General features: G+C 66.8%; 15 protein-coding genes and 1 tRNA gene. 8 read left to right on the top strand and 8 right to left on the bottom strand.

Annotated elements, in window-relative coordinates; all coding sequences use genetic code 11:
• Positions 1-59 precede the first annotated feature (59 nt).
• Together ABFP37_RS02390 and ABFP37_RS02385 are read right to left on the bottom strand one after the other, a co-directional pair.
• Positions 60-977, bottom strand: coding sequence for a hypothetical protein (locus ABFP37_RS02390; RefSeq protein ID WP_347032628.1), 918 nt, complete (start codon positions 975-977; stop codon positions 60-62).
• A 131-nt stretch (positions 978-1,108) separates the two neighbouring features.
• Complete coding sequence (locus ABFP37_RS02385; RefSeq protein ID WP_347032627.1) at positions 1,109-2,785, bottom strand: AMP-binding protein; 1,677 nt, start codon at positions 2,783-2,785, stop codon at positions 1,109-1,111.
• A gap of 103 nt (positions 2,786-2,888) precedes the next feature.
• Here ABFP37_RS02385 and ABFP37_RS02380 point away from each other — a divergent pair, with 103 nt between their 5' ends.
• Complete coding sequence (locus ABFP37_RS02380; RefSeq protein ID WP_078027310.1) at positions 2,889-3,167, top strand: putative quinol monooxygenase; 279 nt, start codon at positions 2,889-2,891, stop codon at positions 3,165-3,167.
• 102 nt (positions 3,168-3,269) lie between these two features.
• Here the strand turns inward: ABFP37_RS02380 and ABFP37_RS02375 are convergent, their stop codons facing one another.
• Both ABFP37_RS02375 and ABFP37_RS02370 read right to left on the bottom strand, forming a co-directional pair.
• The gene (locus ABFP37_RS02375) at positions 3,270-3,707 is read right to left on the bottom strand and encodes a thioredoxin family protein (RefSeq protein WP_078027311.1); all 438 of its coding nucleotides are present in this window, start codon (positions 3,705-3,707) and stop codon (positions 3,270-3,272) included.
• A gap of 100 nt (positions 3,708-3,807) precedes the next feature.
• Positions 3,808-4,359: an acyl-CoA thioesterase gene (locus ABFP37_RS02370; RefSeq protein WP_347032626.1), complete on the bottom strand. Its 552-nt coding sequence runs from the start codon at positions 4,357-4,359 to the stop codon at positions 3,808-3,810.
• Positions 4,360-4,687: 328 nt separating this feature from the next.
• Between ABFP37_RS02370 and ABFP37_RS02365 the strand changes: the two genes are divergently transcribed.
• Together ABFP37_RS02365 and ABFP37_RS02360 are read left to right on the top strand one after the other, a co-directional pair.
• A complete protein-coding gene (locus ABFP37_RS02365) occupies positions 4,688-5,686 on the top strand; it encodes a LysM domain-containing protein (RefSeq protein ID WP_347032625.1) in 999 nt (332 codons plus the stop codon).
• 58 nt (positions 5,687-5,744) lie between these two features.
• Positions 5,745-6,479, top strand: coding sequence for a potassium channel family protein (locus ABFP37_RS02360; RefSeq protein ID WP_347032624.1), 735 nt, complete (start codon positions 5,745-5,747; stop codon positions 6,477-6,479).
• A gap of 127 nt (positions 6,480-6,606) precedes the next feature.
• Here the strand turns inward: ABFP37_RS02360 and ABFP37_RS02355 are convergent.
• Positions 6,607-6,688, bottom strand: a tRNA-Tyr gene (locus ABFP37_RS02355).
• A gap of 114 nt (positions 6,689-6,802) precedes the next feature.
• Positions 6,803-7,057: a hypothetical protein gene (locus ABFP37_RS02350; RefSeq protein WP_347032623.1), complete on the bottom strand. Its 255-nt coding sequence runs from the start codon at positions 7,055-7,057 to the stop codon at positions 6,803-6,805.
• A gap of 204 nt (positions 7,058-7,261) precedes the next feature.
• Here ABFP37_RS02350 and ABFP37_RS02345 point away from each other — a divergent pair, with 204 nt between their 5' ends.
• Positions 7,262-7,753 carry a YajQ family cyclic di-GMP-binding protein gene (locus ABFP37_RS02345; RefSeq protein WP_078027316.1) on the top strand — a complete coding sequence of 164 codons (492 nt, stop codon included), beginning with the start codon at positions 7,262-7,264 and terminating at the stop codon, positions 7,751-7,753.
• A 153-nt stretch (positions 7,754-7,906) separates the two neighbouring features.
• Here ABFP37_RS02345 and htpX read toward each other — a convergent pair whose 3' ends face one another.
• Positions 7,907-8,776: a zinc metalloprotease HtpX gene (gene htpX, locus ABFP37_RS02340; protein WP_347032622.1), complete on the bottom strand. Its 870-nt coding sequence runs from the start codon at positions 8,774-8,776 to the stop codon at positions 7,907-7,909.
• 47 nt (positions 8,777-8,823) lie between these two features.
• Positions 8,824-10,095: an MFS transporter gene (locus ABFP37_RS02335; RefSeq protein WP_347032621.1), complete on the bottom strand. Its 1,272-nt coding sequence runs from the start codon at positions 10,093-10,095 to the stop codon at positions 8,824-8,826.
• A gap of 76 nt (positions 10,096-10,171) precedes the next feature.
• Between ABFP37_RS02335 and ABFP37_RS02330 the strand changes: the two genes are divergently transcribed.
• The 4 genes from ABFP37_RS02330 (at position 10,172) to ABFP37_RS02315 (ending at position 15,558) form a co-directional block, all read left to right on the top strand.
• Positions 10,172-10,639: a Fur family transcriptional regulator gene (locus ABFP37_RS02330; protein WP_078027319.1), complete on the top strand. Its 468-nt coding sequence runs from the start codon at positions 10,172-10,174 to the stop codon at positions 10,637-10,639.
• Between the two features lie 26 nt (positions 10,640-10,665).
• Entirely contained in the window at positions 10,666-12,174 is a 1,509-nt protein-coding gene (locus tag ABFP37_RS02325; protein WP_347032620.1) for a catalase, read from the top strand.
• A 134-nt stretch (positions 12,175-12,308) separates the two neighbouring features.
• Entirely contained in the window at positions 12,309-13,514 is a 1,206-nt protein-coding gene (locus tag ABFP37_RS02320) for a polysaccharide pyruvyl transferase family protein (protein WP_347032619.1), read from the top strand.
• 7 nt (positions 13,515-13,521) lie between these two features.
• Positions 13,522-15,558 carry a DUF6541 family protein gene (locus ABFP37_RS02315; protein WP_347032618.1) on the top strand — a complete coding sequence of 679 codons (2,037 nt, stop codon included), beginning with the start codon at positions 13,522-13,524 and terminating at the stop codon, positions 15,556-15,558.
• Positions 15,559-15,574: the final 16 nt, after the last annotated feature.

Raw genomic sequence — 15,574 nt, 5'->3', positions numbered from 1 at the left:
GGGGTCACTTCGCGCCCAATCCCCCGCCTCCATTGGGCCTCAAGTGACCCCGCGTTGCCTTAGGCTGAGCGGCGCTTCGCACTTTTGACCCGGCTGATCACGCTCTGGAATCCGTCCTCCAAATCGTCGGCGTTGACCTTGAAGTAGGACCAGCCCGCACTAATGAACGCCTCGTCGCGACGGTTGTCCCGGGACTGCTGTTCCCGCGAAAGGTGATGAGCGCCGTCGTACTGCAGGGCGATCCGGAAGCGCCGGTACCCGAGGTCGGCAGTCGGCGACCAGGCGTCGTAGGGGTCAACGCGCAGCTGCAGTTCCGGTTCGGGCAGGTGGGCATCCAGCATGGCGAGCCGCAGGAACGTTTCCGGGTAGGAGTCCGCCCCCACACGCATCTCCTCGAGTGCCTGCCGGGCCTTCTCCACGCCCTTCATGTTCGGGTGCTGCCGGATGAGCAAGCGCAGTCCGTCCTTGTAGGCGTACGGCGTGGTCCGGCCTTCGAAGTTAGCCCTTGGAAACCTGATGAGCTGATCCCCCATCGCGATGACGTACCTGAGTGGCAAGACAGCCGCCAGGTCCAGCCAGGTCCGCGGCGGCAGGGACATGGGAATACCGTCGCGCTTCCCGATCTCGCCGGGAATCACCCGGACCCGGTGGCCGGTCACTCCGACTCGGCGCACCCGCGGCAGCTCATGCGGCTTGCTGAGATGAACAATGTCCCCGTCCATCCACGGCGGAAGCCCCAATGAGGTGAGCTCCGCCGCGGTCTGATGGGACACCCAGGCTCCCGGCGTCGCCGCTGCCAATACCCTGGCACGTTCCCGCAGTTCGAGTTCCCGGCCCTGCGGCAGATAAATGAGGCGGCCGCCGTCGGCCAAGTCTCTGGCGCGCAGCCGTTTCGCGGGAACGCCCAGCGCCCTCGATTCGTACACGGTAAAGGGCAACTGGTTCAGGGTGTCGGGTAGCGGTGTTGACCGGGCCATGGGAATTATTCTGGCTGCTCGTCGACGCCTTTAAGAGTTATCCACAGCCCGACTTCACCACCCTGCAACGCGGGGTCAGATATCGCCCAATAGTCCCGTTCAATGGGGCGTTATCTGACCCCGCGTTGCTGTCAGAGCCCCAGCCGGGCCACGGCCTCCTGGCGCATCTCCACCTTGCGGATCTTGCCGGAGACGGTCATGGGGAAGCTTTCGCGGACGTCCACGTAGCGCGGGATCTTGTAGTGGGCCAGCTTCCCGCGGCAGAACTCGGCCAGGGCGGCGGCGTCCAGCGGCGCGGCGCCGGGGTTGAGGATGATGCAGGCCATGAGTTCCTCGCCATACTTCGCGTCCGGGACTCCGATCACCTGCACGTCCTGGATCGACGGGTGCGTGTAGAGGAATTCCTCGATCTCGCGCGGGTAGATGTTCTCGCCGCCGCGGATCACCATGTCCTTCATCCGGCCCTCGATCATCACATAGCCGCCGTCATCCATGCGCGCCAGGTCCCCGGTGTGCATCCAGCCGTCGGCGTCAATTGCCTCGGCTGTCTTGTCCGGCTGGTTCCAGTACCCCTGCATGACCGCATAGCCCCGGGTGCACAGTTCACCGATCTCGCCGCGCTCCACCACGTCACCCGTGGCAGGGTCCACGATCTTGCTTTCGAGCTGCGGCATGGTCCGGCCCACGGTTTCGGTGCGCTGCTGCATCGTGTCCCCGTCCCGGGTCATGGTGGACACGGGCGAGGTCTCGGTCATGCCGTAGCAGATGGCCACGTCCCTCATGTTCATCTCGGAGATGACCCGGTTCATGACCTCGATGGGACAAAGCGAGCCAGCCATGACCCCGGTCCGGAGCGTGGAGAGGTCGTAGGACGCGAAATCGGGCAGCGCCAGTTCGGCGATGAACATGGTGGGCACCCCGTACAGCGAGGTGCCGCCGAAGTCCTGCACCGCTTCAAGCGCCGCGGCCGGCGTGAAACCGCGCCCCGGGATGATGGTCGCCGCGCCGTGGCTGAGCGCGTTCAGGTTTCCGATCACCATGCCGAAGCAGTGGTAGAACGGCACCGGAATCACCACGCGGTCGTGCTCGGTGTACCCGAGCAGTTCGCCGATTGAGTAGCCGTTGTTGAGGATGTTGTGGTGGGTCAGGGTGGCGCCCTTGGGGAATCCCGTGGTTCCGGAGGTGTACTGCAGGTTGATGGGGTCGTGCGGGTCAAGCCCCGCCATGCGGGCCTTCAGCCCGGAATGCGCGACGGCGTCCGCCCGCTTGAGCAGCTCGGCGTACGTCAGCTCCCGGTCATTTTCGGGGTCGCCGGCGGTGAGCTCGGCGGAGCCGGCATCCGGCAGGAACACGAGTTCGCTCAGGTCCGGGCATGCGGCGAGCGCCTGCCGCGCCATCCCCACGTAGTCGCTGTTGCGGTCCGACGGCGCCGTGACGAGCATCCGCATGCCGTTTTGCCTGACCACAAACTCCAGCTCGTGGCTGCGGTAGGCCGGATTCACGTTCACGAGGATCGCCCCGATCTTCGCCGTGGCGTACTGCAGGATGGTCCATTCCGCGCAGTTGGGGCTCCAGATGCCGATCCGCTCCCCCTTCCCGACGCCCAGGGCGAGGAGCGCACGGCCGACGCGGTCGACGTCGTCGTTCAGTTTGGAGTAGCTCCAGCGGCGGGCGTCGGCGCCAGGCACAGCCGCCGCCTCGATCAGCGCATCGTGAAAGGGGAACTGGGCCACCACCCGCTCGAAGTTGTGGCCGATTGTCTCCTCGAGCAGCGGGACGTCAGTGTCCCCGGCTGTGTATGCGCGCATGATGGCACGCTATCAAGAGGCCCCGGGCAAGAGAAGCGCAATAGTAGGGTGTCCGGCGTAAAGAGAGCGGGGCGTGCGGGCGGCGGCCGGTATTGTGAAATCCATGAGTGCACCCATCGACCTGCAGGCAACGTTCATCCCCAACGACGGCGAATTCTTCCGCGTGAAGCTCGCCTTGGAAATCGCCATTGACGAGGTAGTCAACGAGCCCGGCTGCATCCAGTACGAGCTCACGGAAGCCACCGAGGAGAAGCTGGTCCTGACCGAGCAGTGGGCCTCCGAAGACCACCTGGACAAGCACTCCAAGGGCACGGCCGTCCAGGACCTCAACGAATCCCTCAGCGCGCTGCTGGCCGAACCGGTCCGCCTCGAACGCCTCTAGTCCCCTCAGCCAAGCAACGCGGGGTCACTTCGCGCCCAAAGAATCCGGTTCAATGGGCGCGGAGTGACCCCGCGTTGCTTGGTGCTGTTGCTGCCGGTGCGCTTAGAAATCCGGGATCTGCGTGCCGTCCTGCGTGCCGGAGCCCGTCGCCTTGCTGCCGCCGTCGGCTGCTGCCGCTTCGGCCTGCGAGCGCGCCACGTGGGCATGGACTTCCTCCATGTCGAGCGCCTTGACGGCGTCGATCACCTGCTCCAGCTGCGGGGCGTTGAGCGCGCCCGGCTGGGAGAAGACGAGGACCTTCTCGCGGAAGGCCATCAGCGTGGGGATGGATGTGATGCCGGCCTCTGCGGCCAGCTGCTGCTGGGCTTCGGTGTCCACCTTGGCGAAGACGACGTCGCCGTGCTTTTCCGAAACGGCGGAGTATGTGGGCCCAAACTGCTTGCAGGGACCACACCATTCGGCCCAGAAGTCAACGAGGACGATGTCGTTGCCCTCGATGGTCGATGCGAACTGTTCACCTGTGATGTCAACGGTAGCCATGGTTCAACGGTACGCGAGGAGCGTTAGTTAGTCCTCCTGGAGGCCGGTTTGTTCGCTCCCCGCGTCACCGGGAATATTGCCGACGGCGGCGCCGTCACGGTTAACGTCCGGCCCAATCATGCGGGGCCGGCCGCCGTGCGCTCGGCAACGCAGTGTCCAGCCGCCAGCCGTGAATCCAATCGGGCAGTTCCAGTCCCGCCGGCGGCTGGCCGAACTCCGCGAGAATTTCCTCCTGGGTCACGGGACCGCCCTTGCCCACGAGGCGCGTGGCGACATATGCACGGGCATAGATCTCGCCCTCCACCACCATGCGCTGCTCGAAGTAGATGGCCTTGGCGTCCAGCCCGATGATCTTGGTTTCGATGGTGTATTGCTGCCAGAGCTGGAGGGACCGGCGGAACGCTATGGTCTCGCCGGCAGCCACCGGGCTCCAGCCCCGCCGTCGCATTTTCTGCCAGGTTCCGCTCCTCACCATCAGGTCGAAACGGCCCAGGTCCATGAGCGAGAAATACATGCCGTTGTTGACATGCATTGCGATGTCTATGTCCGTTGGGAGCACGCGGAGTGTCACGGATGCGGAATCCCAGACGCTGAGGGACGGGCGTTTGGCGGAGGTGAACAGCATCAGGAGTGTTCGCAGGAGCAAGTGCATGGCGACTATGTTACCCGCCAGTAACAACTCCCGAAAGACCCTCTGTCTGCGGCGCCGGCCCACGCGGTGACCTGCGCGCGACAGCCGAATCCGAGTGTTCCCGAGGGGAAAAACAGGTAGCAACTACTCGTGCGGCGCCCTGTCGGCGCTTCGTACACTCGAATCAGGCTGGGGCCGGCACGTTAGCGAGCGTGCTTCACACATGAATAGCGGTCATGCGCCCCACATGCCACGCTCCCTCCTTCCTGGTCAGAGCCCCTCTTTGTTCTGCGCATCACCGCCCGGCGAGCGTCCGGTCACCCGGCAGCGCACGAACCAAGGGCACGCCATGAACCCACAGGAAGATGCAGGAACCCAGGAAGACCCCGGCTCCCTGGACGATCCAACGATCCAGCTTGGCCCTGCCGGCCGGTCCCGCCTGGGCACCGGACGCCGCAGGGCCCGGCTGATCATCGCCGCCGCCGCCGTCGCCGGAGGTCTGCTCGCAGCCTCGGCAGTGGTCAACTCCGTGGCGGCCCCCGGAAACGGCGTTGCAGTAGCCGTCGCCAGCCCTGCTTCACCGGCGGAGCCTGCTCCCTCCGCCAGTCCGACGCCGTCCGTTACGGCCGTGGCGCCGGTCGCCGTGGCGCCGCCCGCCAAAGCCGCTCCGGTCAAGGCTGCCGCCGTCAGGGTTCCGGCGAAGGCTGTTAGAGTTCCGGCCAAAGCGACGGCGGCCAAGGTTCCGGCCAAAGCTCCGGCCAAAGCTCCGCCCACTGCCAGAAAGGCGGCCCCGGCCGCTGCTACCAACACGTACACCGTCGTGGCGGGCGACACGGTGGGCACCATCGCAGAGCGGTTCGGCGTCGATGTGAACGGCATGCTGGCCGCCAACGGCTTTGGCCCGTACTCCGTCATTGTTCCCGGGCAGACCCTGAAGCTGACGGGCCCCGCGGTGGCAGTGCCGAAGGCGGCGGGAGCACCGGCGCCAGTGCCAGCGCCTGCACCGGCCCCCGCACCGGCGGTGCGGACCATCTATGTGGCCGGATCTGGCGGGCAAGCGCTGGTGGACAGCTGCATCGGCCCCATCCACTTCACCCCCACTGACGGTTATTCCCTGTTCATCACCGAGCACGATTTCTGCGGAGGCTGGGCGCGCTTCTCGGGCATCGGCGTGGGCGAGAGGGTGGACATCCCCGGCTACGGATCGTACACAGTGGCTGGCCGCGGCCAGGTGCCCAACCCGGGCACGACGAACGATGTCGCGGCGGTCTTTGGAGGGTTCCCCCGGGCTGTCCTGCAGACGTGCATTCCCGGGACCACCCAGATGCTGGTCATAGCCCTCAACTAGCGGCAAGGCATGACGAGTGGCTGCCGCGGCCACGGCAGCCACCCGTAATATCGTCCCTATGACGCAGCAACGCTACCGGGACCTTGCCGAGTGGCCGCTGATGGGGACAGCCATCGTGTTCCTCGCGGCCTATGCCTGGCAGGTGGTCGGCCGGATGGAAGGCCGGGGCGCCGAGTGGCTCGAGGTCACCATGTGGGCCACCTGGGGCATCTTCGCACTGGACTACGGCGCGAATCTGTGGCTGGCGGAAAACCGCCGCCGCTGGTTCGTCCGCAACCTCCACGAACTGCTGATCGTGGCGCTGCCCTTCTTCCGCCCGCTCCGGCTTCTACGGCTGGTGACCCTGCTGTCGGTGCTGCACCGCACAGTGGGTGAAACGCTGCGGGGCAGGGTGGTCACGTACGTGGCCGCATCCGCCGCCCTGCTGGTGTTCGTGGGGGCGCTGGCGGTGCTCGACGTCGAGCAGTCCGCTCCGGATGCCAAGATCCTCACGTTCGGCGATGCTGTGTGGTGGGCGGTGGCCACCATCACCACAGTGGGCTACGGGGATATGTACCCCGTCACCGCGCTGGGCCGAGTGGTGGCGGCTGCCCTGATGATGAGCGGGATCGCCGTCCTGGGCGTGGTGACTGCGTCCATCGCCTCGTGGCTGGTGCAGCGCGTCGAAGAGAGCACCGGTGCCGCAGTGGAATCGGCCGAACGGCCCGTCCTTGCGGAGGTGGGTGAGCTCGCGGCGGAAGTGGCCGCGCTGAGGCGCGAAATTGCCGAGCTCCGGCGGGACCCCACTCCGTAGGGTTGCCACCAGTAGCCGGCCGGACCGCCCGCGCGACAGTAACCGGCCTGACCGCGCCCGCTCCCCGACCGAAAGCGAGAAACAAAAAACCTCCGGAACCAGTAGGTTCCGGAGGTTTTTCAAAACGTGGCAGATGAGGGATTCGAACCCCCGTAGGCGTTGCCAGCTGATTTACAGTCAGCCCCCTTTGGCCGCTCGGGTAATCTGCCGAACTTCAAAAAGAAGATCACCGCGTTGTTGTTTCAGCACCGCGGCAAGACAACCTTACAGAACTTCCGCCCAAGAATCGAATCGAGGCACGAAGGGCACAAACAGCCCGGAATTCAGGCTTCTCCGAGGATGCGACCGGCGAGTTTAGCCTCGAACCGGACGGCCTGGTCCTCGGTGATCTGGTTCAGCTGCACCGCCCGCTGGAGGTCGGCGTGCACGCCTTCGAGCCTGGACGATGAGTCGGCCGCGGGGCTGAGAATAATGGATGCCGCCACTGCGGCTGCGGCCACAGACGATGCGGCGGCGGCGATGGTTACTGCGGCTGCGGACGTGGATCGGGTGACGTAGCGGGCGGCCTTGTGGGTCATTGCTTTCCTTTCGGAGCGGCTTCCAACTCCTACAACTTTGCGCGCAGAAGCTTCGTTCCCGCCTCGCCTCCGCTGTGAGTGAACTGTGAATGCCGCGGCAACTTCACTTCAGCGCCAACCGTACTACGCTGGAATCCAGATATTCAGGCGCCTGCCCGGGCCCCGCACGGCCCGGGCGAAGCACCCACCAGCAAAAGGAGAATCATGGCAGGCGAGTCCACATTCGACGTCGTAAGCAAGGTAGACAAGCAGGAGGTTGCGAACGCGCTGCACCAGGCGCAGAAGGAACTGGCCCAGCGGTATGACTTCAAGGGTGTCGGCGCCGAGGTCGATTTCAGCGGCGAGAAGATCCTGATGAAGGCGAACTCCGAGGAACGCGTCCTGGCTGTCCTGGACGTGCTGCAGTCAAAGCTCATCCGCCGCGGGATTTCGCTGAAGTCGCTGGACACGGGCGAGCCCTACGCATCCGGCAAGGAATACCGGCTGGAGGCCACCATCAAGGAAGGCATCGCGCAGGATCTGGCCAAGAAGATCAACAAGCTGATCCGCGACGAAGCCCCGAAGTCCGTCAAGTCGCAGATCCAGGGTGACGAGCTCCGCGTGACCTCCAAGTCCCGCGACGACCTCCAAGCCACCATGGCGCTGCTCAAGGACTTTGACGAGGCGGACCTGCAGTTCGTCAACTTCCGCAGCTAAGGCGCGCCGCCTGACGCGCACCCCCCCTGGCGACGCGCAGCTGGCCTAGCCACGCGCATGTTGCCCCTCGCTACGGTTATTCCGGCCGCGCCAGGTCATTTGCGCGTCGCCAGGTGAGTCGCGCGTCGCCAGCAGGAAGTACGACGGCGGCGCTCAGCCGAGCGGCCTTCCCGCCATCCGCTCCAGCCGGGCGATCCGGTCCTGCATGGGCGGGTGGGTGGCGAACAGCCGGCTCATGCCGCCGCCGCGGAACGGATTCGCGATCATCAGGTGCGAGGTGTTGACCAGCTTCTGGTCCTGCGGCAGCGGTGCCAGCTGGACGCCCTGGTGGATCTTGCGCAGGGCGGAGGCGAGCGCCAGCGGGTCGCCGGTCAGCTGCGAACCGTCCTCGTCGGCGTCGTACTCCCTGGTGCGCGAGATGGCCACCTGGATCAGTGACGCCGCGAGCGGTGCCAGCAGGGCCATGGCGATGAGGGCAAGGGGGTTCGAGTTGCGGCGGTCACCGCCGCCGAAGAACAGCAGCATCTGGCCCACGGAGGTGATCACGCCGGCCACGGCAGCTGCCACCGATGATGTCAGGATGTCGCGGTTGTAGACGTGCATGAGCTCGTGGCCCAACACGCCTCGGAGCTCCCGCGGGGTGAGCATCTGAAGGATTCCCTCGGTGACGCACACGGCGGCGTTCTGCGGGTTCCGGCCCGTGGCGAAGGCATTGGGCGCCGGGGTGGGCGAGATATAGATGCGGGGCATCGGCTGATTGGCGCGGGCGGAGAGTTCCCCCACTATCTCGTACAGCTCCGGGGCCTGGGCCTGGGACACCGGGTAGGCCTGCATGGCCCTCAGCGCGATCTTGTCGCTGTTCCAATACCCGTAGGCGGTGGTTGCGATGCCGATCAGCGCCATGATCCAGATGGGTGCCGCGCTGCGGGAATTGACGCCGATCAGGGCGCCCAGGCCCAACAGCACCGCCCACAGCACACCGAACAGCGCCGCGGTTTTCAGGCCGTTGTAGTGATTGTGCACTTTCGCCTCCACAGTTCGTGACGTCGGTCCCGACTCCGCCGGCGTCGCTACGGAACCGGGTTCCCGGCGTCGTACTTCAAGAAGCCGGACTGCCAACGCGCCGCCGCCCAGGCAACCACGATGCACAGGAGGCCGCCGATCAGCAGGACCCAGCCCTCACTTAGAATTTTAGTGCCGCCGCCGGCCAACATGTCGCCCACCCGGGGACCGCCTGCCACCACCACGATGAAGACGCCCTGCAGGCGGCCGCGCAGGTGGTCGGGCGTGGCTGACTGCAGGATGGTGGTGCGGAAAACGGCGCTGACGGAATCCGCGATGCCGGCCAGGCCACAGCACAATGCGGCGGGAATCAGCCAGGCCGTGACACCCTCTGCGCCCGACCTCCCGGCCAGGACCACCACCAGTCCGAACGCCGCGATGGATGCTCCCCACCCCATGACGGACCAGACCACGGCGCTCCCCTGCCGCCGGACGCCGCCCAGCGGCCCGGAAAACAGCCCTGCCAGGAAGGCGCCGACGGCCGTGGAGGCCAGCAGGATGCCCACTGTGGTTTCGCCGCCTCCCACCATGAGCGCGCCCACGGCAGGCAGCAGCGCCCGCGGCTGGGCAAGAATCATGGCCACGAGGTCGATGACGAACGTCATGCGCAGGTTGGGGCGGGTGCCCAGGAACCGGAAGCCCTCGACCACCGACCGCAGCCCCGCCCGGCCCGCCTCCTTGCCGGGCGGCATGGCCGGAAGCCTCAGGAGCGCCCAGAAGGCGAACGCGAAACTCACCAGGTCCAGGGTGTAGGTCCAGCCGAATCCGACCGTGGCAACGAGCACCCCGGCCAGCAGCGGACCTGCCGTCATGGCCAGCCCGAACGTGACCATGCTGAGCGCGTTCGCCGCCGGGAGGAGTTCTTTGCGGACCAGGACGGGAATGATGGCGCTGCGGGCCGGCTGGTTAATGGCCTGGGCGCCGCTCTGCACGGCCACCAGCGCGTAGAGCAGCCAGACGTTCCCCACCTGCAGCCAGGCCTGGAGGGCCAGTCCGCCCACGGCCGCCCACATTACCGAGGACGAAAAGAGGGCCACCTGGCGGCGGTCGTGCGAGTCGGCAATCGAGCCGCCCAGTAGCCCGCCGACCACCAGCGGAACCAGTGCGAAGATGCTCAGCAGCCCCACATAGAGGCTGTCGTGGGTCAGCCGGTAGACCTCCAGGCTGACGGCCACCAGCGTCAACTGGCTTCCGATGTTGGAGATCGCCGAGCCGGCCCAGAGCCTGCGGAAGGTCGGGCTTTCGCGCAGCGGAGTGATGTCGGCCAGTAGTTTCCCCACCCGGCAACTCTAGCCTCGCAGGGAACTTAGCCCAGCCTTATTGTGATCTAGTCAAAATAAGTGGTTGAATGGAACCATGACGGAGCACCCGGAGAGCCACGAAGCATGGGCCGCGGCCCTGCGCGCCCACGGCCGCCGGGTGACCAAACAGCGGCTGGCGGTGCTGGCCGCCGTCGAGCATCACCCCCACTCCCCGGCAGAAAGCATCCTGTCCGCGGCGCGCGAGGAGCTCCCGGAGCTGACCGCCCAGTCCGTCTACGTGGTGCTGGGCGACCTCACCGACCTGCACATGCTGCGCCGGTTCGAACCCCCGCACTCCCCCGCCCTGTATGAAACGCGAGTCGGTGACAACCACCACCACGCCATCTGCATCAGCTGCGGCCGGGTGGAGGACGTCGACTGCGCTGTCGGCCACGCACCATGCCTGACCCCGCACTGGAACGAGGATTCCCATCCCATGACCATCCAGATCGCCGATGTGATGTACCAGGGCATCTGCGGGGACTGCCAGCGGGCCCAAAAACTTCCTTCTGAACGCAACTGATAAGTAATCAAGAAAATAGGAGAAAGATGACTTCGAACATCTCTGCGCCCGCCGTGTCCACGACACAGTCCGGCGCTCCCGTCACGTCCGACGCCCACTCCCAGGCAACCGGTGCCGACGGCGCCATCATCCTGACCGACCACTACCTGGTCGAGAAGCTGGCCCAGTTCAACCGCGAGCGTGTCCCGGAGCGTGTGGTGCACGCCAAGGGTGGCGGCGCATTCGGCTCCTTCAAGGCCACCGAGGACGTCTCCAAGTACACCAAGGCCGCGTTCCTGCAGCCGGGCGTGGAGACCGAAATGCTGATCCGCTTCTCGTCGGTCGCCGGCGAGAACGGCTCCCCCGACACCTGGCGCGATCCCCGCGGCTTCGCCGTCAAGTTCTACACCTCCGAGGGCAACTACGACCTCGTCGGCAACAACACCCCGGTGTTCTTCATCCGCGACGGCATCAAGTTCCCGGACTTCATCCACTCGCAGAAGCGCCTCCCGGGCACGCACCTCCGCGACGCCGACATGCAGTGGGACTTCTGGACCCTCTCCCCCGAGTCCGCGCACCAGGTCACCTGGCTCATGGGCGACCGCGGCCTGCCCGCTTCCTGGCGCGAAATGCAGGGCTACGGCTCGCACACCTACCAGTGGATCAACGCCGAGGGCGAGCGCTTCTGGGTCAAGTACCACTTCAAGTCCAACCAGGGCGTGAAGTCCATGACCGGCGACGAAGCAGAGGCGCTGGCGGGCTCGGACGCGGACTTCTACATCCGCGACCTGCAGGAAAACATCGCCGCCGGCAACTTCCCCTCCTGGGACCTGCACGTCCAGGTCATGCCGTACGAGGACGCCAAGACCTACCGCTTCAACCCGTTCGACCTCACCAAGGTGTGGCCGCACGCTGACTACCCGCTGATCAAGGTGGGCACCATGGAGCTGAACCGGAACCCGGAGAACTACTTCGCGCAGATCGAGCAGGCCACCTTCGCGCCGTCGAACTTCGTGCCGGGCATCGCCGCCTCGCCGGACAAGATGCTGCAGGCCCGCATCTTCTCCTACGCTGACGCACACCGTTACCGCGTGGGCACCAACCACGCCCAGATCCCGGTGAACCAGCCGAAGAACCAGGTCAACAACTACAGCCAGGACGGCGCCGGGCGTTACCACTTCAACGCCCCGTCCGTTCCGGTCTACGCCCCCAACTCGGTGGGCGGCCCGGCTGCCGTTGAGCCGCAGAGCCCGGCCGGCGGCTGGGAGAACGACGGCGCGCTGACGCTCGCCGCGCACTCCCTGCACGCAGAGGACGGCGACTTCGTCCAGGCCGGCGCGCTGTACCGCGAGGTGTTCAACGACGGCGAGAAGGCCCGCCTGCTGGAGACCATCACCGGCGCCGTGGGCGGCGTCAAGAGCCCGGGCATCAAGGAACGCGCCATCCAGTACTGGACCAACGTGGACGCCGAACTCGGCGCCAAGCTCCGTGCCAACCTGGGCGCAGCCCCCGCCGGCCCCAGCTCTGACGCTGAGGCCGCAAACAAGATCGGCTAACAGCCTTTCCGCCTGACAGGAACCCCGCCGCGGCACTGCCGCGGCGGGGTTCCTGCGTCCGGGGCGCGTCATCATCCTCGGGCCGCTGCCGCCGAGAGCACCTTCCCCGCCCGCGGGGCGATATAGTCGTCAACATGCAGCCGGGCCCCATTTATCTGATCGGCCCTTCGGGCAACCCCAATTTCGGCGACGAGTTCATCGCCGCCGCCTGGCTGAAATACCTGGCGGCGGAACGGCCCGACGCCGACGTCTGGCTTGACTGCCCCCAGCCCGGCCTCGCCCAGATCCTGTTCGAAGGACTGCATCCGCGCCTGCGCGTCACCAACACGCTGTGGCGGCTGGTGCACGACACCGCCGACATGCCGCTCGACGCCGCCGCGGAAACTATCAGGGCGCGGGTTACCGGACTGGGCTCCCCGTCCTACGACCTTGGCCTGCTCAAACTGCGGGAAGCCGAATCCCTGCACCTCATCGGCGGCGGCTTCATCAACGAGAACTGGTCCCACCACGCCGGTCTGGTAGTGGCCATGCGCGCCGTCCACGGCCTGACCGGCGCCCGCCTCATCGCGACCGGCCAGGGTCTCATGCCGCTGCTGACTTCAGCCCCGGCCGAGATGCCGCTGTTCCAGGGGTTCACGCACGTCACTGCCCGGGACGAAGCGGGCGCCACGGCCTACGGCATCACCCAAGGTCTGGATGATGCGTTCCTCGGCGCGGCCGACGAAATCGCGCGTGGTGCAGCCGAACCGGGCCTCTACGTCTGCATCCAAAGCGACACCGCCGATCCGGAACGGTTCGAGGCAGCCGTGAACATCGCAAGGGACGCCGTTGAAAAGGCGGCCGGCGAGGGAACCAAGGCCTATTACGTCGAGGCCATCCCCGGCGCTGACCGCGCGGCCTACGACCGGCTTGCCGATCTCATCCCGGAAGCACGGTTCCTGCCGTTCCTGCACATCTGGGAACACGGCCTCCCGCTGTCCGAAAACCAGACCTGGGTGACCAGCCGGTTCCACTTCCACCTGCTGGCAGCCGCCGCGGGGGCTCGCGGAGTCGCCGTCGGCATGAAGAAGGGGTACTACGACGTCAAGCACGAGTCGCTGACCGCGCTGGGAAGCGGCTGGCCGCTTGCCCTGGACAGCGACTATCCAGGGATCCCGCAGCAGCGCGGATCCCTGCGGGACGCCCTGCCTGCACTCGTGGCGCAGAAACGCGCCGAGGCCGGCAGGATCTATCCGCCGCTGACCGGCCAGACCGGATCCCTGACAGCCGGCGCCGCCAAGCTTTTCAACAAAGCCGTGGCCGCTCCGCTGAGGAACAAGATCCGGCCCGGAGCGCGCTGACACGCCCATGCTCGATTGGCTTGTTGAACTGCTTCCACATGCTCTGACCGTTGTCCTCCTTGTCGCCGCATTTTTCCTGCCCGGGCTTCTGGTGCTCCTGCCGCTGAAGCCCGGCTGGCCGGCAGCCACCGCCCTCAGTCCGGCCATCACCCTGCTGGTCTTCCTCGCCGGATCCTTCCTGGCGGACGCCGCGGGCGTACCCTGGAACGCCGCCACGGCCGCCGTCATTGCTGTGCCGCCCATCCTGGCCGCCTGGCTGGCAGGGCGCCGGTTCGGCTTCCGCACACCCCTGTCGCCCGCCGGCCTCGGTTGGCCGGCGAAAATTGCCATCGTCGCGGGCGTAGCGATGGGTTCCGCGGTGACCTGCCTGGCGCTGCTCCGCGGAATCGGCGACCCCGCCACGGCCTCGCAGGGCTGGGACCCGATCTTCCACCTGAACGTCCTGAGGTGGATCCAGGAATCCGGCAGCGCCACCCCGTGGGGCGTGGCTCCGATATTCGGCGCCGGCCCGCCCACGTACTACCCGGCGGGCTGGCACAGCGCGGTGGCGCTCGTCCCGGGCAGCGTATCGGAAGCAGCCAACCTGTCCTCAATCGTCATCGGCGGCATGATCTGGCCGATCGGCCTCACGTTCCTGGCCTCCGTCGTCCTGCCGCGGCACCCTGCGGCCTGGGCACTGACGCCGCTGATCGGGGCCTCGTTCGTCAGCTTTCCCTTCTCTCAGCTCCTCCGCAGCGGCCAGTGGCCCAACGGTCTCGCCACAGCACTGGTCCCGGCCACCCTGGCGGTGATGGTGCTGCTCCTGCGGCGCCTGACCGCTGACGAGCAGGCCGGAAGGCAGGCCAGGGAGCTGGTCCTCCTCGCCGTCCTCGCGGCCGCGCTCCTTGGCGGCTGCGTCGCCGCGCACCCGAGTGCCGTCTTTGCCACCGCCGTTGCCATCCTGCCCTTCGTGGCGGCGCGCCTGCTGCCGCTGCTGGTGCGGGCTGCACGCCGCCGTCCCCGGCGTGCCGGCGCTGCGGCGGCCGTGGCGGTGATTGCCGCGGTGGCGGCCTATTCAGCACTGGCCAACTCCCGGCTGCTGGCGGGCGTGATGGCCTACCGGCGGGCGGTGCGGGCCGAAATCCCGGATTCATTGGACCTTGCGTTCTTCGACCTTCCGCGGTTTCCGGCGCTTTCCCCGCCAGCCCCGGACGATTTCAACCTCGCGGTTGGGCTGCTGGTGATCGTCGGCGCAGTTGTTGCCGTCTTTGTCCGGGAGGCGAGGCCGCTCGCCATCTCCTGGCTCGCGTTTGTGGCACTCTATGTGCTGGCCGCCGGACCCGAGAACGGGCTACGGTGGCTGACCGGCTTCTGGTACAAGGACACGCAAAGGATCGCCCCCTTCATCGCCATGACAGGGAGCCTGCTGGCGGCCCTGGCTGTCGCCGTGGCCGCGAGGGCAGCCAGACGTGCGGTGTCAGCGCGGCTGACCTCTGCCCGAACCGGCGGCAGGTGGCCGGTTGCCGCAATGCTCGTCGCCCTACCCGTTGCCGTCCTGATCTGCGGAATCTACTGGGGATCGGGGAGCTACCGGTCGGTGGAGCGCGTGGCGGTGGCCGCACAGAACTACGTGGTCTCCGACAAGCCCGGATCCGGCGTCCTCTCCAAGGGCGAGCAGGCCTTCATCGAGCGCGCCGGTGCGATGCTTCCGGCCAACGCCGTGGTGATCGGCGACCCGTTCAACGGCGAAACCTACTTCTACACCCTCACCGGACGGCATGTGGTGTACACGCAGCTGGGCGCCCCGACGGCCGGGAGTGCGGCCAAGGAACTGCTCCGCACCGGCTTCAACCGGCTGCGGACTGACAAGTCCATCTGCGAGGCCGTGCTCAAGGTCGGCGCCACGCACTTCTATGAGGACTCGCCAGGCTCGGCGCACGGCAGCGCCAGCCTGAAGCGATGGCCGGGCTTTTACAATGTGCCCACCGGGCTGGGCTTTGAAAAGATCGCGTCCGACGGCGTCCGCGCCCTGTACCGGATCACGGCCTGCAACGAGCCGCGGTAATCCGGCGAGTCGCCCG

The sequence above is a fragment of the Burkholderia sp. RS01 genome, from assembly GCF_039748055.1.
Classification (GTDB): Bacteria; Actinomycetota; Actinomycetes; order Actinomycetales; family Micrococcaceae; genus Arthrobacter.
The sequence above is the reverse complement of the archived record's forward strand: the minus strand, read 5'-3'. Positions and strand labels throughout refer to the sequence as shown.